General features: G+C 71.7%; 8 protein-coding genes, 1 tRNA gene and 2 rRNA genes. 1 reads left to right on the forward strand and 10 read right to left on the reverse strand.

All coding sequences use genetic code 11. The features are described 5' to 3' along the window. Positions 1–70: 70 nt before the first annotated feature. From HCN52_RS00425 to HCN52_RS00455, 7 genes are all read right to left on the reverse strand, one after another. Positions 71–679 (reverse strand): CinA family protein, encoded by a 609-nt coding sequence (locus tag HCN52_RS00425; protein WP_168086292.1) that lies wholly within the window; start codon positions 677–679, stop codon positions 71–73. Then, complete coding sequence (pgsA, locus tag HCN52_RS00430; RefSeq protein ID WP_168086293.1) at positions 672–1,337, reverse strand: CDP-diacylglycerol--glycerol-3-phosphate 3-phosphatidyltransferase; 666 nt, start codon at positions 1,335–1,337, stop codon at positions 672–674. Before pgsA ends, HCN52_RS00425 begins: the two co-directional genes overlap by 8 nt. Then, positions 1,334–2,866 (reverse strand): 30S ribosomal protein S12 methylthiotransferase RimO, encoded by a 1,533-nt coding sequence (rimO, locus tag HCN52_RS00435; protein ID WP_168086294.1) that lies wholly within the window; start codon positions 2,864–2,866, stop codon positions 1,334–1,336. Before rimO ends, pgsA begins: the two co-directional genes overlap by 4 nt. Positions 2,867–2,934: 68 nt before the next feature. Further along, positions 2,935–3,762 (reverse strand): helix-turn-helix domain-containing protein, encoded by an 828-nt coding sequence (locus HCN52_RS00440; protein WP_168086295.1) that lies wholly within the window; start codon positions 3,760–3,762, stop codon positions 2,935–2,937. Between the two features lie 201 nt (positions 3,763–3,963). Beyond that, a complete protein-coding gene (locus HCN52_RS00445; protein ID WP_168086296.1) occupies positions 3,964–6,654 on the reverse strand; it encodes a DNA translocase FtsK in 2,691 nt (896 codons plus the stop codon). A gap of 134 nt (positions 6,655–6,788) precedes the next feature. Beyond that, entirely contained in the window at positions 6,789–7,451 is a 663-nt protein-coding gene (locus HCN52_RS00450; protein WP_168086297.1) for a response regulator, read from the reverse strand. Positions 7,452–7,667: 216 nt separating this feature from the next. Further along, a complete protein-coding gene (locus HCN52_RS00455; RefSeq protein WP_209314007.1) occupies positions 7,668–13,217 on the reverse strand; it encodes a HAMP domain-containing protein in 5,550 nt (1,849 codons plus the stop codon). A 352-nt stretch (positions 13,218–13,569) separates the two neighbouring features. Here HCN52_RS00455 and HCN52_RS00460 point away from each other — a divergent pair, with 352 nt between their 5' ends. Further along, a complete protein-coding gene (locus HCN52_RS00460; protein ID WP_168086298.1) occupies positions 13,570–16,167 on the forward strand; it encodes a SpoIIE family protein phosphatase in 2,598 nt (865 codons plus the stop codon). 411 nt (positions 16,168–16,578) lie between these two features. Here the strand turns inward: HCN52_RS00460 and HCN52_RS00465 are convergent. The 3 genes from HCN52_RS00465 to HCN52_RS00475 form a co-directional block, all read right to left on the reverse strand. Further along, positions 16,579–16,651 (reverse strand) — tRNA-Thr (locus HCN52_RS00465). Positions 16,652–16,656: 5 nt separating this feature from the next. Further along, positions 16,657–16,773: ribosomal RNA gene (rrf, locus tag HCN52_RS00470) — 5S ribosomal RNA — on the reverse strand. Positions 16,774–16,863: 90 nt separating this feature from the next. After that, positions 16,864–16,963, reverse strand: a 23S ribosomal RNA gene (locus tag HCN52_RS00475); the annotation flags it as partial.

Below are 16,963 nucleotides of genomic sequence, written 5' to 3' on the forward strand. Positions count from 1 at the left end.
GTTCGCTGAAGGCGCATGGTGCGGTCTCATTCCCCCAACCGCCTGACCGAGCGGCTCCTCCACCGTACACTCACCGCGCGGCGGGGCCGTTTTCCTGCCCAGTGGGCGCATCTTCCTCATTTCCGGATGAACCAGGCACAGCGGACCGATCGGTCCGCCCCGGAGGCGTGACAGCCGCCTCCACCAGCGCTTCGTGCAGCGCGGCCAGAGCTGCGGCGACGGTCTGGGCGCGGATCGCCTCCCGGTCCCCCGACGCTTCCACCCGTTGCGCGACCGCCCGCCGCGCGCCGGGGGGCGCCACCGCAAGGAACACCGTGCCCACCGGCTGACCGTCCTGCGGGTCAGGACCGGCCACTCCCGTCGTCGCCGCGCCCCACTCCGCGCCGAGGAGGTCACGCACCCCGGTCGCCATCTGGCGCGCGACCTCGGGATCGACCGCTCCGCGCTCCGCGAGCAGCTCGGCGTCGACACCGAGAAGGTCGCGCTTGACCTCGGTGGCGTAGGCGGTCACGGAGCCGCGGAAGACGGCGGACGCGCCCGTTACCGCGGTGAGGGCGGCGGCGAGGGTGCCACCTGTCAGGGACTCGGCCACGGCGAGGGTGTGACCGCGGGCGGACAGCAGGTCCAGCACCGGAGCGGCGGGCCGCGGGGCGCCGCGCTCCGCCCGGTTCCTACGCACCGGTCCGCTCGCGGGCGAGACCTGCCCGGCGCAGCCGGACCGCCTGCCGCACGTAGTCCAGCCCGGTGGCGACCGTCAGCACCACGGCGGCGGCCATCGCCCACCACCGCAGCGTGGCAAGCGGTCCGGTGAGCACGAGGATGTACATCCCGACCGCGACGCCCTGCGCCAGGGTCTTGGCCTTGCCGCCGCGGCTCGCGGGGATCACGCCGAACCGGATCACCCAGAAGCGGATCAGAGTGACGCCGAACTCGCGGGCGAGGATGACGAGGGTGACCCACCACGGCAGGTCGCCCAGCAGGGAGAGGCACACCAGCGCCGTGCCCATGATCGCCTTGTCCGCGATCGGGTCGGCGATCTTGCCGAAGTCGGTGACCAGTCCGTACCGCCGGGCCAGCTCGCCGTCGAAGAGGTCGGTGATCATGGCGATGGCGAAGGCGGACCACGCCAGCGACCGCCACACCGGGTCGTCGCCGCCGCCGACGAACATCAGCACCGCGAAGCCGGGCACCAGGGCAAGCCGCACCATCGTCAGGATGTTCGCGATGTTCCACAGCCCCGCCTGCGGCAGCAGGCTCGCCTCGGCGGCGATCGTCTCCGCGCCGGAGGGCGGGCGCCGCCCACCGTCCGCCGCGGAGACGGCCGACGTGCCCGTCATCCGCGAGCCCCGGCGGCAGGACCGCCCGAGGGGACCGGGGTCCGGACCGCGGCGACGAGGTCCACCCCGTCGGTGTCGACGATCCGTGCGTCCACGTAGCCGCCGACCTCGAAGGCGCCGAGCGCGTCCTCGTCGTCGACGTGCTCCGGGTCCGGCAGCAGCAGGATCTGGCCGTCGGTCTCCGGGGCCTGGTGCACACCGCGTCCCAGCGCGACGGGGCCGCCGTCGGGGCCGCCCTCCGGGTCGAGCGACTCGACCAGGACCCGGGCGTCCTCGCCGATCCGCTCCTCGGCGCGCTGCGCGGTCAGCTCGTCCGCGAGCCGGCTCAGCCGCTCGACCCGCTCGGACACCACCTCGGGAGCGTGCTTCCCGTCGTACCCGGCCGCCTCGGTGCCGTCCTCGTCGGAGTAGCCGAAGACACCGATGGCGTCGAGCCGGGCCGATTCCAGGAAGCGCTCCAGCTCGGCGACGTCGGCCTCGCTCTCCCCGGGGAAGCCGACGATGAAGTTGGAGCGGACGCCGGCGAGGGGAGCCTTGGCCCGGATGGCCTCCAGCAGCTCCAGGAACCGGTCGGTGTCACCGAAGCGGCGCATGGCCCGGAGCACCCCGGGGGCCGAGTGCTGGAAGGACAGGTCGAAGTAGGGCGCGACCTTGTCCGTACCGGTCAGGACATCGATGAGGCCGGGACGCATCTCGGCCGGCTGGAGGTAGCTGACCCGGATGCGCTCCAGACCGTCGACGGCGGCCAGCTCCGGGAGCAGCGACTCCAGCAGCCGGATGTCACCGAGGTCCTTGCCGTAGGAGGTGTTGTTCTCGGAGACGAGCATGATCTCCGAGACACCTTCGCCCGCGAGCCAGCGCGCCTCGTTGAGCACGTCGGACGGCCGACGGGAGATGAACGAGCCGCGGAAGGAGGGGATGGCGCAGAAGCTGCAGCGGCGGTCGCACCCCGAGGCGAGCTTCACCGAGGCCACCGGGCTCGAGTCGAGCCGCCGGCGCAGCGGCGGCCGGGGACCGGAGACCGGCGCGACACCCTCGGGGAGGTCCGCCGGAGCGCCGTGTCCGGGAAGCGCCACCTCGGCGGCCCCCTGCTGGCGCTCGGCCGGGGAGATCGGCAGCAGCTTGCGGCGGTCGCGCGGGGTGTGGGAGGCGTGGACACCGCCGCCGAGGATGGTGCGCAGCCGGTCGGAGATGTCCGCGTAGTCGTCGAAGCCGAGGACCCCGTCCGCTTCGGGCAGGGCCTGGGCCAGCTCGCTGCCGTACCGCTCCGCCATGCACCCCACGGCGACGACGGCCTGGGTGCGGCTCTCGCCGCCCTTGAGGTCGTTGGCCTCCAGGAGGGCGTCGACCGAGTCCTTCTTCGCGGCCTCGACGAAACCGCAGGTGTTCACGACGGCGACGTCGGCGTCGGCGGCCTCGTCGACGAGGTCCCAGCCGTCCGCGGCCAGCCGCCCCGCCAGCTCTTCGGAGTCCACCTCGTTACGGGCACAACCAAGGGTGACGAGGGCGACGGTGCGGCGTTCAGACATGGTCTCAGCGTACTTCGTCCCGGGCCGTGGCTCGGCCCGGGACGGGGGAAGTGCGCGCGAGGTGCCGGTCAGCCCTCCTCGGGGTCGCCCGGGGTGAAGGTCAGCCGCTGGACGGCACCGGGGTCGCCGATGTCCTCCAGGTGCTTGCCGTTGACGTACAGCTCGATGGCGCCGGCGTTGCCGGTCACCAGGTCCAGCTGGTCGTCGTCGGTGAAGGTCTCGGAGTCGCCGTCCTGCAGGGTGCCCTGGAAGAGCTGGCGCCCGTTGGCGTCCGTCACCATCACCCAGCTGGCACCGCTGGCGACGACCTTCATGGTCACCTTGTCGGCGGGGGCGCCGGCGACGGCGCTCTGCGAGGGGTCCGGCTCGCCCGCCGCGTCGTCCGCGGAGTCGTCGCCGCTCGCCGCGTCGTCGGGGACGGCGTCGGGTTCGGCATCGGGGTCGGGCGACTCCGACTGGGCCACCGGACCGGCGGACCCGTCACCGGAGCCGCTGACCAGTGTGAAGCCGACGAAACCCACCACCGCGACGATCGCGGCCACCATCGCCGCCGTCCAGTTGGGCCGGCGCGGCTCGGAGCGGATGCGTTCCGCCTCGAAGACGGGGGCGGCCGGTTCGGGAGCGGGGGCGTCGCCCCGGCCCTCGTTAAACCGCGCCACGAGCTCCGCCGGGTCGAGGCCGACGGCGCGTGCCAGCGCGCGGATGTGGCCGCGGGCGTACACGTCGCCGCCGCAGCGGGAGTAGTCGTCGTTCTCGATGGACTGCACGATCGGGATGCGCACACGGGTGGTCGCACTGACCTCCTCGACGGTCAGTTTCGCTGCGATGCGCGCCTGTTGGAGGGAGCGGCCGACGGAAGGGGGCCCGTCCTCGGCCGAGAAGTTGCCGTTGGACACGGAGACGCCTTTCGAGCGTGAAGGCCACGTGTTGTGCGGGCAATTCTAGGGTGCGTCGGGCCGGCCGGGGCATCCGGGCCGTGTGAACGACGGATGGGACCACGGTGTCGCTCCTGTGCGCCACACCGACCCGGCACCGGACGGTCCTCCCGCACCGGCGGGCGCGGAACCCCGCCCGCCGGCGGGGGCCGCCCCCGTCGCCTAGGACGGAGTCTCCCCCCGAATCACCGCCAGCACTCCTGCCAGCTCGTCGGGTTTGACCATCACGTCCCGCGCCTTGGACCCCTCGCTGGGGCCGACGACGCCACGCGACTCCATGAGGTCCATCAGCCGTCCGGCCTTCGCGAAGCCCACCCGCAGCTTGCGCTGCAGCATCGACGTGGAACCGAACTGGGTCGACACCACCAGCTCCGCGGCCTGGCACAGCAGATCGAGGTCGTCCCCGATCTCCTCGTCGATCTCGCGCTTGGGCCCCTTCCCGGCGACGACGTCGTCCCGGAACACCGGCTTCATCTGGTCCTTGCAGTGCGCCACCACCGCCGCGATCTCCTGCTCGGTGATGAAGGCGCCCTGCATCCGCACCGGCTTGTTGGCACCCATCGGCAGGAAGAGCCCGTCGCCCTTGCCGATGAGCTTCTCGGCACCCGGCTGGTCGAGGATGACCCGGCTGTCGGCGAGCGAGGAGGTCGCGAAGGCCAGCCGGGACGGCACGTTCGCCTTGATCAGGCCGGTCACCACGTCCACGCTGGGGCGCTGCGTGGCGAGCACCAGGTGGATTCCGGCGGCCCGGGCGAGCTGGGTGATCCGCACGATCGCGTCCTCGACGTCCCGGGGCGCCACCATCATGAGGTCGGCCAGCTCGTCGACCACCACCAGCAGGTAGGGGTACGGCGCGATCTCCCGGTCCGAGTCCTCCCCCGTCGTCACCTTCCCGGCGCGCACCGCCGCGTTGAAGTCGTCGATGTGGCGGTAGCCGTAGGCCGCCAGGTCGTCGTAGCGCAGGTCCATCTCGCGGACCACCCACTGCAACGCCTCGGCGGCCTTCTTGGGGTTGGTGATGATCGGCGTGATGAGGTGCGGGATCCCCTCGTAGGCGGTCAGTTCCACCCGCTTGGGGTCGACCAGCACCAGCCGGACGTCCTCCGGGGTGGCCCGCATCATGATCGAGGTGATCAGGCAGTTGATGCAGGACGACTTGCCGGACCCGGTGGCGCCCGCCACCAGGACGTGCGGCATCTGCGCGAGGTTGGCCATCTGGTAGCCGCCCTCGACGTCCTTCCCGAGCCCGACCAGCAGCGGGTGCTGCTCCTCGGCGGCGTCCGCCGTGCGCAGGACGTCGCCCAGGTTCACCATCTCCCGGTCGCTGTTGGGGATCTCGATGCCCACGGCCGACTTGCCCGGGATGGGGCTGATGATCCGCACATCGGGACTGGCGACCGCGTACGCGATGTTCTTGGCCAGTGCCGTGATCTTCTCCACCTTCACGGCGGGGCCGAGTTCCACCTCGTACCGCGTGACGGTCGGCCCCCGGGTGAAGCCCGTCACCGAGGCGTCCACCTTGAACTCGGTGAAGACGGTCGACAGCGAGTGCACCACCTGGTCGTTGGCCGCGCTGCGGCTGCGCCCCGGGCCGCCGCGCACCAGCAGGTCCAGTGCCGGCAGCGAGTAGGTGACATCGCCCGCCAGCTGGAGCTGCTCCGCGCGCTGCGGCAGCGACGGGGGCGGCTCGGGCGCCTGCCGGGTCAGGTCGGGCACCCCGCCCGAGTGGTGCGCCGCCGACCGGCTGCCGCCGTCCATCGGCACCTGCTCGGCGAGGGCGGGATCGCCACCGCGCATCCGGACGCGGCTGCTGATGCCGGCGACCAGCGGCGAGGGCTGCACCCCGTGGGTGACCGCGCCGTCCAGCGCGGCGGCGTCGGCGGCGATGTCCACGGGGTCGGCGGAGCGCCGGCGGCCGACGCGCGACCGGCTCCGCGGGGGCGGTTCCTCCTCGTCCTCCGGCGCGACGCGGACGTACTCCTCGTGCGGGGACTCCTCGGCCCGCGCGGCAGCGGGCCGTCGGCGGGGGCGGGCGACCCGCGGGGCCGGCTCGGGCTCGGGGTCCGGGTCGGGGTCGTGGGAGTAGGGCTTGGGGGCCGCCTCCACGACACCGAGCCGCACACCGATCGCGCGCAGCCGGCGCGGGATCGCCGTGACGGGGGTCGCCGTGACCACCAGCAGTCCGAAGACGGTCACCAGGACCAGCAGCGCCACGGCGAGGGGCTCGCCCACCAGGAAGATCACGGGGCGCGAGAAGAACCAGCCGATGAGCCCACCGGCGTTCTGCATCGCCTGGGCGCCGTCCTCGTGCCCCGGGGCGCCGGTGGCGATGTGGACGAGGCCCAGAACGCCGCCCACCAGGAACGTCAGTCCGATGACGATGCGTCCGTTGGCCTCCGGTTTCTCCGGGTGGCGGATCAACCTGACCGCCAGGAAGAACACCAGCAGCGGAAAGACCAGGTCCAGGCGGCCGAGGGCGCCGGTCACCAGCAGCGTCACCAGGTCTCCGACCGGCCCCTGCAGGTTCGACCAGGTGCCGGCGGCGACGACGAGCGCGATCCCCAGCAGGAGGAGCGCCAGACCGTCCTTGCGGTGGGCAGGGTCCAGACCCTTGGTGCTCTTCCCTATGCCCCGCAGCAGCGCGGCGACGGGGAGCGCGAGGCCCATCCAGATCCTGCGCAGCGCCCGGGCCGGGAGCGGGGGCGGCGGCTTCTTCCGCGAGGCGGGACGCCGGCCCTTCGCGGGCGCCCCGCGCTTGGCCGGCGGCTTCTTCGCAGCGGACTTCTTCGCGGTGGCGCCACTCCGCCCGGATCGCGCGCTGCTGGGACCGGTTCCGGACGTACGTGAGGCCATGGGGGTGAGATTACCGGTGCGGGCCGCCCCAGGCACGGATGGCAGCGCTCCGAGCTCTCCTCAGCGCGCCGCGCCGGGCCGGCGTCGGCCAGCCTGCGCCCACCGGCGCGTCACCGGCGGGCGCTGAGCGGGCGTCAGCCGTCCGCGGTCTCGGGGGTGGGCGCCGTGGAACCCGGCTCCAGGGCGTCCAACGCGCGGCGCAGCGCACCGAGTTTGCGCTCCAGGTGCCCCGCCGTCGACACCGCTGCGGCCCCGGCGCTCTCCTCCAGCTCCTTGGTGAGCGCCTCCGCCTGCTCCTCGACGGCGGCGAGACGGGCGGAGAGCTCGGGCAGCAGGCTGCCCGGGACCGCCTCGCCGGTTCCGCCGTCGAACTCCCGCCGCAGCAGCGATGCCTGCTCACGGAGCATCAGGTTCTTCTCGTAGAGGTCGACGAAGACGCTGACCTTCGCCCGCAGCACCCAGGGGTCGAACGGCTTCGAGATGTAGTCGACGGCGCCGGCGGCGTACCCCCGGAAGGTGTGGTGCGGTCCGTGGTTGATGGCCGTCAGGAAGATGATCGGGATGTCGCGGGTGCGTTCCCGGCGCTTGATGTGCGCGGCCGTCTCGAAACCGTCCATGCCCGGCATCTGCACATCGAGCAGGATCACCGCGAAGTCGTCGGTGAGCAGCGCCTTCAGCGCGTCCTCCCCGGACGACGCCCGCACCAGCGTCTGGTCCAGCGCGGAGAGGATGGCCTCCAACGCCAGGAGATTCTCCGGCCGGTCGTCGACCAGAAGGATCTTGGCCTTCTGGGCCATGCCCGTCCTCCTCCGCCCCGGCGGCGTGGCTGACCACCGCCCCTGTCGGGCGACATCCTCGCCGCCCGGTGAACCGCTCTTCTCGTCCCGCACATGGTAGCCCCAGCCACAGCCGGACACACCCAGTCACGAGGAAGTCACTGTCTCATACTCGCAACGCGCGCCGCACCCAGGGGGTTCCCGCACGGTACACCCCCGGGCGCGGCCGCGTCGCGATCACTGCGGGTTCATCCAGCGGTCCATGACCTCCAGCAGGTAGTCCGTGTCCACGGGCTTGGTGACATGGTCGGAGGCGCCGGACTCGATGCTCTTCTCCCGGTCGCCCTTCATCGCCTTCGCCGTGAGCGCGACGATCGGCAGCCCCGAGAACTGCGGCATCCGTCGGATCGCCGTCGTCGTCGCGTACCCGTCCATCTCCGGCATCATGATGTCCATCAGCACCAGGGCGATGTCCTCGTTGGACTCCAGCACCTCGATGCCCTCCCGCCCGTTCTCGGCGTAGAGCACCTGCAGGCCGTGGCGTTCGAGCACGCTCGTCAGGGCGAACACGTTGCGGACGTCGTCGTCCACGATCAGCACCTTCTCGTTGTGGAAGGCGATGCGCCGCACCGGCTTGTCCGGCTCCTCCGACCGCCCCCGCGCCGAGTCGGCACGCGATGCGTCGTCCCCGCCCGGCTCCCGCTGCGGGGTCTCCTCCCGACGGCGCCGGGTGAGCTGCTCGGCCGCGGCCTCGGCCGCCTCGCTGGCGGACGCCCGCCCGCCGCCGGGCGCCGGTGCGCGGGGCGGCTGCTCCTGCGGCTCCTCCTGCGACGGGGAGTCCGCGCCCGGGTCGGGCTCCTGGTCGTCGCTCTCGGCGGCCGCGTCGGGCGCCTCGACCGATTCGCCGCCCGGGGACCCGGGCGCAGCGCCGCCCTCGATCTCCGCGGGCGCCGAAGCGGCCGACGCGGTCACACCGCGCGGCGGCTCCAGCGCGCCCAGGCCGCCGGCCTCGGCGACCCGGTCCTCGGCAGCCCGGTCGGCGGCCTCTATGGCCAGGGCCCCGGCCGCCAGCTCCCCGTAGCCGGGAGGCGGCAGCTCCGCCGGGTACAGCGGCAGGTACAGCGTGAAGGTCGAGCCGCGACCCGGTTCGCTGGCGGCGTCGATCTCCCCGCCGAGGAGCCGCGCGATCTCCCTGCTGATGGACAGCCCCAGACCGGTGCCGCCGTACTTGCGGCTCGTCGTACCGTCGGCCTGCTTGAACGCCTCGAAGATCACCCGCATCTTGCCCGGTGCGATCCCGATGCCCGTGTCGGTCACCGCGAAGGCGACGAGCGGAGCCGACCGGTCCAGCACGGCGCCGATCTCCATCATGTGCTGCCGGATCTCCTCCGGGACCCCCTCCGAGGCCGGCCTGATCACCAGCTCCACCGAGCCTGCCTCGGTGAACTTCACCGCGTTGGAGAGCAGGTTCCGCAGCACCTGGAGCAGGCGCTGCTCGTCGGTGTGCAGCGTCGCCGGCAGTTCCGGCGAGACCCGCACGGAGAACTCCAGGTTCTTCTCCGCCGTCAGCGGGCGGACCGACGCCTCGACGTAGTCCACCAGCTGCACCAGTGCGATCCGGGTCGGCGAGACGTCCATCTTGCCCGCCTCGACCTTGGAGAGGTCCAGGATGTCGTTGATGAGCTGGAGCAGGTCGGAACCGGCTCCGTGGATCGTCTCGGCGAACTCGACCTGCTTGCCTGTGAGGTTCCCCTCACTGTTGTCGGCCAGCAGCTTGGCGAGGATGAGCAGCGAGTTCAGCGGCGTCCGCAGCTCGTGCGACATGTTCGCCAGGAACTCCGACTTGTACTGCATGGAGACGGCCAGCTGCTCGGCGCGCTCCTCCAGCACCTGGCGCGCCTGCTCGATGGCGGAGTTCTTCACCTCGATGTCGCGGTTGGTCGAGGCGAGCTGGTCCGCCTTGTCCTTCAGCTCCAGGTTGGAGTCCTGCAGTGCGCGCTGCTGCCGCTCCAGCTCGATCGAGCGCTTCTCCAGCTGGTCGGCCAGCTCGCGCGACTGCGTCAGCAGCACCTCGGTGCGGGTGTTGACCGCGATGGTGTTGACGCTGGTGGCGATCATCTCCGCCATCTGACCGAGGAAGTCCCGCTGGATCTGGGTGAACGGCTGGAACGAGGCGAGCTCGACCACGCCGAGCACCCGGTCCTCGAAGAGGACGGGGAGCACGACGACGTGCGCAGGCTGGGCCTCGCCCAGCCCCGAGGAGATCTTGAGGTAGCCCTCCGGTGTCCGGCCGTAGAAGATGGGCCGCCGCTGCTGGGCAGCGGTGCCGATCAGCGACTCGCCGGGCCGGAACACGGTCGGCATGCTGCCGGGTGCGATGGCGTAGCTGCTGATCAGCTGCAGCTCGTAGCCGTTCTCCCCGGCGCCGGCCACCACGTCGGTGTCGCCGCCGGTCGGCTTGGCCAGGTAGAAGGCGCCGTGCTGCGCGGAGACCGCCGGGGCCAGCTCCCCCATGATGAGGTTCGCCACGTCGGTGAGGTCGCGGCGGCCCTGCATCAGCCCGGAGATCCGGGCGAGGTTGGACTTGAGCCAGTCCTGCTCCTTGTTGGCGAGCGTGGTCTCCCGCAGGTTGCGGATCATCGTGTTGATGTTGTCCTGGAGGACCAGGATCTCCCCCGCGGCCTCGGCGTCGATCTTGACGCTGTGGTCGCCGCGGGTCACCGCCGTCGCCACGCGGGCGATGTTGCGGACCTGACGGGTGAGGTTGCCCGCCATCTCGTTGACGGACTCGGTGAGTTCCTTCCACGTGCCGGCGACGTCGCGGACCCGCGCCTGACCGCCGAGCTGCCCGTCGGTGCCCACCTCCCGCGCCACCCGGGTGACCTGCTCGGCGAACGACGACAGCTGGTCGACCATCGTGTTGATCGTGGTCTTCAGCTCCAGGATCTCGCCCCGGGCGTCGATGTCCATCTTCTTGGTGAGGTCACCGCGGGCGATCGCCGTCGTCACCATCGCGATGTTGCGGACCTGGCCGGTGAGGTTGTTGGCCATGCCGTTCACCGACTCGGTGAGGTCCTTCCACGTCCCGGAGACACCCGGCACATGCGCCTGGCCGCCGAGACGGCCCTCGGTGCCCACCTCCCGCGCCACCCTGGTGACCTGTTCGGCGAAGGACGACAGGGTGGTCACCATCGTGTTGACGGAGTCGGCGAGCTGCGCGATCTCGCCCGAGGCCTCGACCGTCACGCTCTTGGACAGGTCGCCGTTGGCCACCGCGGTGGCCACCCCGGAGATGTTCCGCACCTGCTCGGTGAGGTTCCGGGCCATCAGGTTCACGTTGTCGGTGAGGTCCTTCCAGATGCCGGAGACGCCCCGGACCTGGGCCTGGCCGCCCAGTTGCCCTTCGGTACCCACCTCCCGGGCGACGCGGGTCACCTGGTCGGCGAAGGACGACAGCTGGTCGACCATGGTGTTGACCGTGGTCACCAGCGCGAGGATCTCGCCCTGCGCGTCCACGATGATCTTCTTGGTCAGGTCGCCCTTGGCGACCGCGGTGGTGACCTCGGCGATGCTCCGCACCTGTGCGGTGAGGTTGTTCGCCATGCCGTTCACGGACTGCGTGAGGTCCTTCCAGGTCCCCGCGACGCCGCGCACCTCGGCCTGACCGCCCAGCCGGCCCTCGGTGCCCACCTCCCGGGCGACCCGGGTGACCTCCTCGGCGAACGACGAGAGGTTGTCCACCATCGTGTTGATGGTGTTCTTGACCTCCAGGATCTCGCCCTGCGCGTCGACGGTGATCTTCTGCGACAGGTCGCCCCGGGCCACCGCCGTCGCCACCTGGGCGATGCCGCGCACCTGACCGGTCAGGTTGGAGGCCATGCCGTTGACGGAGTCCGTGAGATCCCGCCAGACGCCGTCCACACCGGGGACCTGGGCCTGACCGCCCAGCCGGCCCTCGGTGCCCACTTCCAGGGCGACCCGGGTCACCTGCTCGGCGAACGACGACAGCTGGTCCACCATCGTGTTGATGGTGTTCTTGACCTCCAGGATCTCGCCCCGGGCGTCGACGGTGATCTTCTGCGACAGGTCCCCCTGCGCCACCGCCGTCGTGACGTGTGCGATCCCCCGGACCTGCGAGGTCAGGTTGGACGCCATCGAGTTCACGGAGTCGGTGAGGCCCTTCCAGACCCCCGCCACTCCGTCGACGTGCGCCTGCCCGCCCAGCCGGCCCTCGGTGCCCACCTCGGTGGCGACCTGCGTCACCTGGTCGGCGAAGGACGACAGCTGGTCGACCATGGTGTTCACGGTGACCTTGAGATCCAGCATCTCGCCGGCCACATCGACGGTGACCTTCTGCGTCAGGTCACCGTTGGCCACCGCCGTCGTCACCGTCGCGATGTCCCGCACCTGAGCCGTCAGGTTCCGGAAAGCCGTGTTCACCGACTCGGTGAGGTCCTTCCAGGCGCCGGCGACACCGTCCACACGGGCCTGGCCGCCCAGCGCGCCCTCGTCGCCGATCTCCCGCGCGACGCGCGTCACCTCGAACTGGAACGAGGACAGCTGGTCGACCATCGTGTTCACGGTGTTCTTCAGCCCGAGCATCTCGCCCGCGACGTCCACGGTGACCTTCTGCGTCAGGTCACCGTTGGCCACCGCCGTCGTCACCGTCGCGATGTCCCGCACCTGAGCCGTCAGGTCGCGGAAGGCCGTGTTCACCGAGTCGGTGAGGTCCTTCCAGGTGCCCGCGACGCCCTGCACCCGGGCCTGGCCGCCCAGCTTGCCCTCGGTGCCGATCTCGCTGGCGGTCCGGGTGACCTCGTCCGCGAAGGTGCGGAGCGTCTCCGTCATCGCGTTGATCGTCTCGGCGAGCTGCGCGATCTCACCGCGAGCCGTCACGGTGATCGTCTGGGAGAGGTCGCCGTTGGCGACCGCGGTCGTCACCTGCGCGATCTCCCGGACCTGCGCGGTCAGGTTGTCGGCCATGAGGTTGACGGAGTCGGTGAGGTCCTTCCAGACCCCGGCCACGCCGTCGACCCGCGCCTGCCCGCCGAGCTGCCCCTCGGTGCCCACCTCGCGGGCGACCCGGGTCACCTCCGACTGGAACGAGGACAGCTGGTCGACCATCGTGTTGACGGTGTCCTTCAGCCCCAGCATCTCGCCGGCCACGTGCACGGTGACCTTCTGCGTCAGGTCGCCGTGCGCCACCGCGGTGGTGACCCGCGAGATGTCGCGGACCTGGGCGGTGAGGCGGTAGGCCATCGTGTTCAGCGAGTCGGTCAGGTCCTTCCAGGCCCCCGACACGCCGCGCATCTTCGCCTGACCGCCGAGGTTGCCCTCGGTGCCGACCTCGAGCGCCACGCGGGAGACCTCGTCGGTGAAGGCCGACAGCTGGTCGACCAGGCCGTTGACGGTCCGCCCCACCCTCAGGAACTCACCGCGCAGCGGCCGCCCCGTGCCGCCGTCCACCTGGGTCCGCAGGTCCATCCGCTCGGCGAGGTCGCCCTCCGCGACGGCGCTGAGCACCCGCCCGACCTCGGAGACCGGCCGCGCCAGGTCCTCCACCAGGTCGTTGGCGTCATCGACGGCCTTGGCCCACGCTCCCTCCAGGGACCCGGCCTCCAGCCGCTCGGTGAGCTTGCCCTCCCGGCCCACGACGCGCCGCACCCGGGCCAGCTGCCCGGTGAGGTGCAGGTTGCGGTCCGCCACGTCGTTGTAGACCGCGGCGATCTCCGCCATCGGCCCCTCGCCGGCCACCGTCAGCCGCCGGCGGAAGTTCCCCTCCCGCATGGACACCAGCGCGGAGAGCAGGCGGTCCAGGGCGGCTGCGTCCACTTCGACGGTGGCACCCCCCCGGGTTCCGCCCCGGCGCCCCCGTGTCTCGGGGCGTACCTCTCCTCCGTCTGACACCACTGTGTCCCTCCCGCGGTCTCGACCGAATCTGCCCAGGTCCTCGCTCCGAGCATTCCCAGTGTTTCACCCCACCTCAACCGGGCGATAACAGTTCGGCGGCATCGCATGCCAGGGATCGCCCGGTCCGGGGGTATTCAGAGGATGCGCCGTCCGCCGCGACGGCGGACCTCAGTAACCTAGCCTCGGATGCCACAGGCAGCCCGCCCACGAGAACCTTTGGGGGAGCGAAGTGATCACCGCGCGAGCTGCGGCCACCTTCGAACCGGTCGGCCGGTCCGTCGCCGCCGCGCGCGGATTCGTCCGCGACACCCTGCAGGGGTGGGGACTCGACGACCTCGTCGACGACGCGGTGGTGCTGACCAGCGAGCTGGTCACCAACGCGGTGGTGCACGCCGGCACGCCGGCGGAGGTGCACTGCCTGCGGGACGGCTCCGGTCTGCGCGTCGAGATTGTCGACCGCCACCCGGAACGCGAACTGCCGGTCGGGCACGTCCGCCGCGGGGCGGTGGACCCCGACAGCGAGGGCGGCCGCGGCCTGATGCTGTGCGCCGCGCTCTCGGCGCGCTGGGGCGTGGAGTACACCGCCGCCGACAAGCGCGTCTGGTTCCGCCTGGACGAGCCGGTGCTGCCGGTGGGGACCCGCTCCGCGGGACCGGTCCTCACCGACGACAAGCTCCCGCTCGGCGAGACCCAGGTCCACGTCGCCGTCGTCCAGGTCGACGCGGCGCAGACCATCTCCGCGTGGAACAGCGACGCCGCGGAGCTCTTCGGCTACCCGGCGGACCAGGTGATCGGCAAGCCGCTGGGCGACCTCGCCGCCTGGCCGCACACCCCGGGCACCGGGACCGGGATCGCCGAGGCATTGACGCTGTCGCGCTGGGAGGGCAGCTACGGCCTGCGCTCGGCCGACGGCAGGACGCTGCCCGTGTACGCCACCCATCTGCGCGTGCGCGACGCGCACGGCGAACCGTCCACCGTCTGCCTGCTGGTCCGCGAGCACGAACGTGCCGTGCTGCAGAGCCACACCCGACCGTCGGCCCCGGGCGACCACGACCAGTCGCCGGAAGGGTTGGACGCCCTCATCGGCTCCCCCGCCCCCGACGACCTGGACGGGCTGCTCCAGCGGATCGTGGAACGTGCCCGCGACATGCTCGACGGCGACGCCGCCTTCCTGTTGCTGGCCACGGACGACGAGACGGAGCTGGAGGTCCGCGCCTCCACCGGGCTCTCCTCCACCCGCCAGCGGTTCGCCCGTGTCGTGGTCGAGACGGGCGGCAGCCGCTACGGATCGGCCCGCATGCCGTCCGTCCACGGTGACCTGGTGGACGAGCCGGGAGCCGTGCCGCTGCTGTCCGGGACGGGGATGCACGCGGTCGTCACGGTGCCGCTCAAGGTCGAGGGCCGGCTGACCGGCTCGCTGGGGGTGGCCTCCGAGACGCCCGGCCGCTACACCAACGAGGAGGCGCTGCGCCTGCAGTTCGCCGCCGACCGGGTGGCCCTCGCGGTCGAGTCGGCGCGCCTGACCGAGCTGGAGCGACTGCGCCGCGGCTCGCTCTCCTTCCTGGTGGAGGCGTCGGAGCTCCTCGCCGGCACCCTGGACCGCGACCAGACCCTGGCGTTGATGGCGCAGATGACCGTGCCGACGCTGGCCACGTGGTGCGCCGTATACACGCTGCCGGAGCAGGTCTCCGAACCTGAGCTCGCCTATGTCCTGCACGAGGACGAGGACCGCATCGACGGCATCAAGGCCCTGCTGGAGCGGGTTCCGCCCCCGGACCCGGACGTCACTCGCGGCGTCAGCCCCTGGACGGCCCCTGCCGACGCGGCCCACGACACCGCGCTGCGGAGCTCGTTGCGCCGCCTGGCCCTGGGCGACCTGCACCGGGACCCGGCGGCACCGGGCACGAGCCTCGCGACGGCCTCCGCCGTCGGCGGTGAGACGGTGGTCCTGCCGCTGCTGGCGAGGAACCGGGTGATCGGCCTGCTGGTGCTGGGACGCGGTGCCGACGAGAGGTTCCGCCAGGAGACGCTGGAACTGGCCGGGGACCTCTCCCGCCGCGCCGCGCTGGCCCTGGACAACGCCCGGCTCTACAGCGAGCGGACCGCCATCAGCCAGTCGCTCCAGCGCAGTCTGCTCCCGCCCGAACTGCCGGAGATCGACGGGGTCGACGTCGAGGTCATCTATCGTGCCGCGGGCGCCGGGAACGAGGTCGGCGGCGACTTCTACGACCTGTTCCAGATCCGTGACGGCGTCTACGGCTTCGCGATCGGGGACGTCTGCGGCACCGGGCCGCTGGCGGCCGCCGTGACCGGCCTGGCCCGGCACGCGCTGCGCCTGCTGGCCCGGGAGGGACTCAGCGGACCGGCGGTCCTGGAGAGGCTCAACGCGGCCATCCTGGACGAGGGGCCGCGGGCCCGTTTCCTCACGCTGCTCTACGGCGAGCTGCGACCGCGCGCCGGCGGCGGCGCCGACCTCACCATGGTGTGCGCCGGACATCCGCTGCCGCTCCGGCTCCAGCAGGACGGCACGGTCACGTCGGCCGCCACCCCGCAGCCGCTGCTCGGCGTGATGGACGACCTCGAACTCCACGAGGAGACCTACGTCCTGGAGCCCGGCGACGTCCTGCTGTGCGTCACCGACGGCGTCACCGAACGACGCGAGGGCACCCGCATGCTCGGCGACGACGGCCTGGCCGAGGTGCTCTCCTCCTCGACCGGGCTGACCGCCGGGGCGGTCGCCGCGCGCGTCATGCGGGCGGTGGAGCGCTTCGCGGCGGACTCACCGTCCGACGACATGGCGATCCTGGCGCTGCGCGTTCCCGAGTGAGGTGCCGGGCTCGCGCCGTCTTCGGTGCGAGCCCGGCCCCCGCCACGCTGACGTGCCCCGGCGCCAGGGGGCCGCCTCCCGTGGGTCCTGGGCGGCTCGGCACGCCCGTACGGCGCGATACCCCACCGCGGCCCGTCCCCTCCACCGCTCCACGGGGACGAGCACGGCCCCCTGACCGGTCGGCTCACGCTGGAGAGTTCCGCCGTCGCCCGGAGGTGCGCGGACCTCTCCGAGGCCGACGCACGGCGTCCGTCGCTACTGCCGGCATTGCCGCTGAGGACGATGGCCGGGCTGGTCCTCCACCTCCGACGGGCGGAACACACCTGACCATGCCCCGACACCAGAACACCACAACGCACAAGGGAGCGGCTCCCACCTCATCGAGGTGGGAGCCGCTCCCTTGTGCTACTGAGCCCCAAAACGGAATCGAACCGTTGACCTTCTCCTTACCATGGAGACGCTCTGCCGACTGAGCTATTGGGGCAATTTGTTCGGCGGCGACCTACTCTCCCACACGGTCCCCCATGCAGTACCATCGGCGCTGAAAGGCTTAGCTTCCGGGTTCGAAATGTAACCGGGCGTTTCCCTCTCGCCATGACCACCGAAACACGGTGAAACACAACCAACCAGACCACCCCTCAAACAGGGCAGTAACCAGTTGTGGTTTCAGAACCAACACAGTGGACGCAAGCAACTCTGGACAAGCCCTCGGCCTATTAGTACCAGTCAACTCCACCCATTACTGGGCTTCCATATCTGGCCTATCAACCCTGTCGTCTACAGGGAGCCTTACCCC

The sequence above is a fragment of the Streptomyces bohaiensis genome, assembly GCF_012033785.1.
Lineage (GTDB): Bacteria > Actinomycetota > Actinomycetes > Streptomycetales > Streptomycetaceae > Streptomyces > Streptomyces bohaiensis.

Excerpts from the sequence above, each read along its gene's own strand:
- rimO (WP_168086294.1), bottom strand. The coding sequence starts at position 2,866 with ATGTCTGAACGCCGCACCGTCGCCCTCGTCACCCTTGGTTGTGCCCGT.
- HCN52_RS00455 (WP_209314007.1), bottom strand. The coding sequence starts at position 13,217 with ATGCGGGAGGGGAACTTCCGCCGGCGGCTGACGGTGGCCGGCGAGGGG.
- HCN52_RS00445 (WP_168086296.1), bottom strand. The coding sequence starts at position 6,654 with ATGGCCTCACGTACGTCCGGAACCGGTCCCAGCAGCGCGCGATCCGGG.
- pgsA (WP_168086293.1), bottom strand. The coding sequence starts at position 1,337 with ATGACGGGCACGTCGGCCGTCTCCGCGGCGGACGGTGGGCGGCGCCCG.
- HCN52_RS00450 (WP_168086297.1), bottom strand. The coding sequence starts at position 7,451 with ATGGCCCAGAAGGCCAAGATCCTTCTGGTCGACGACCGGCCGGAGAAT.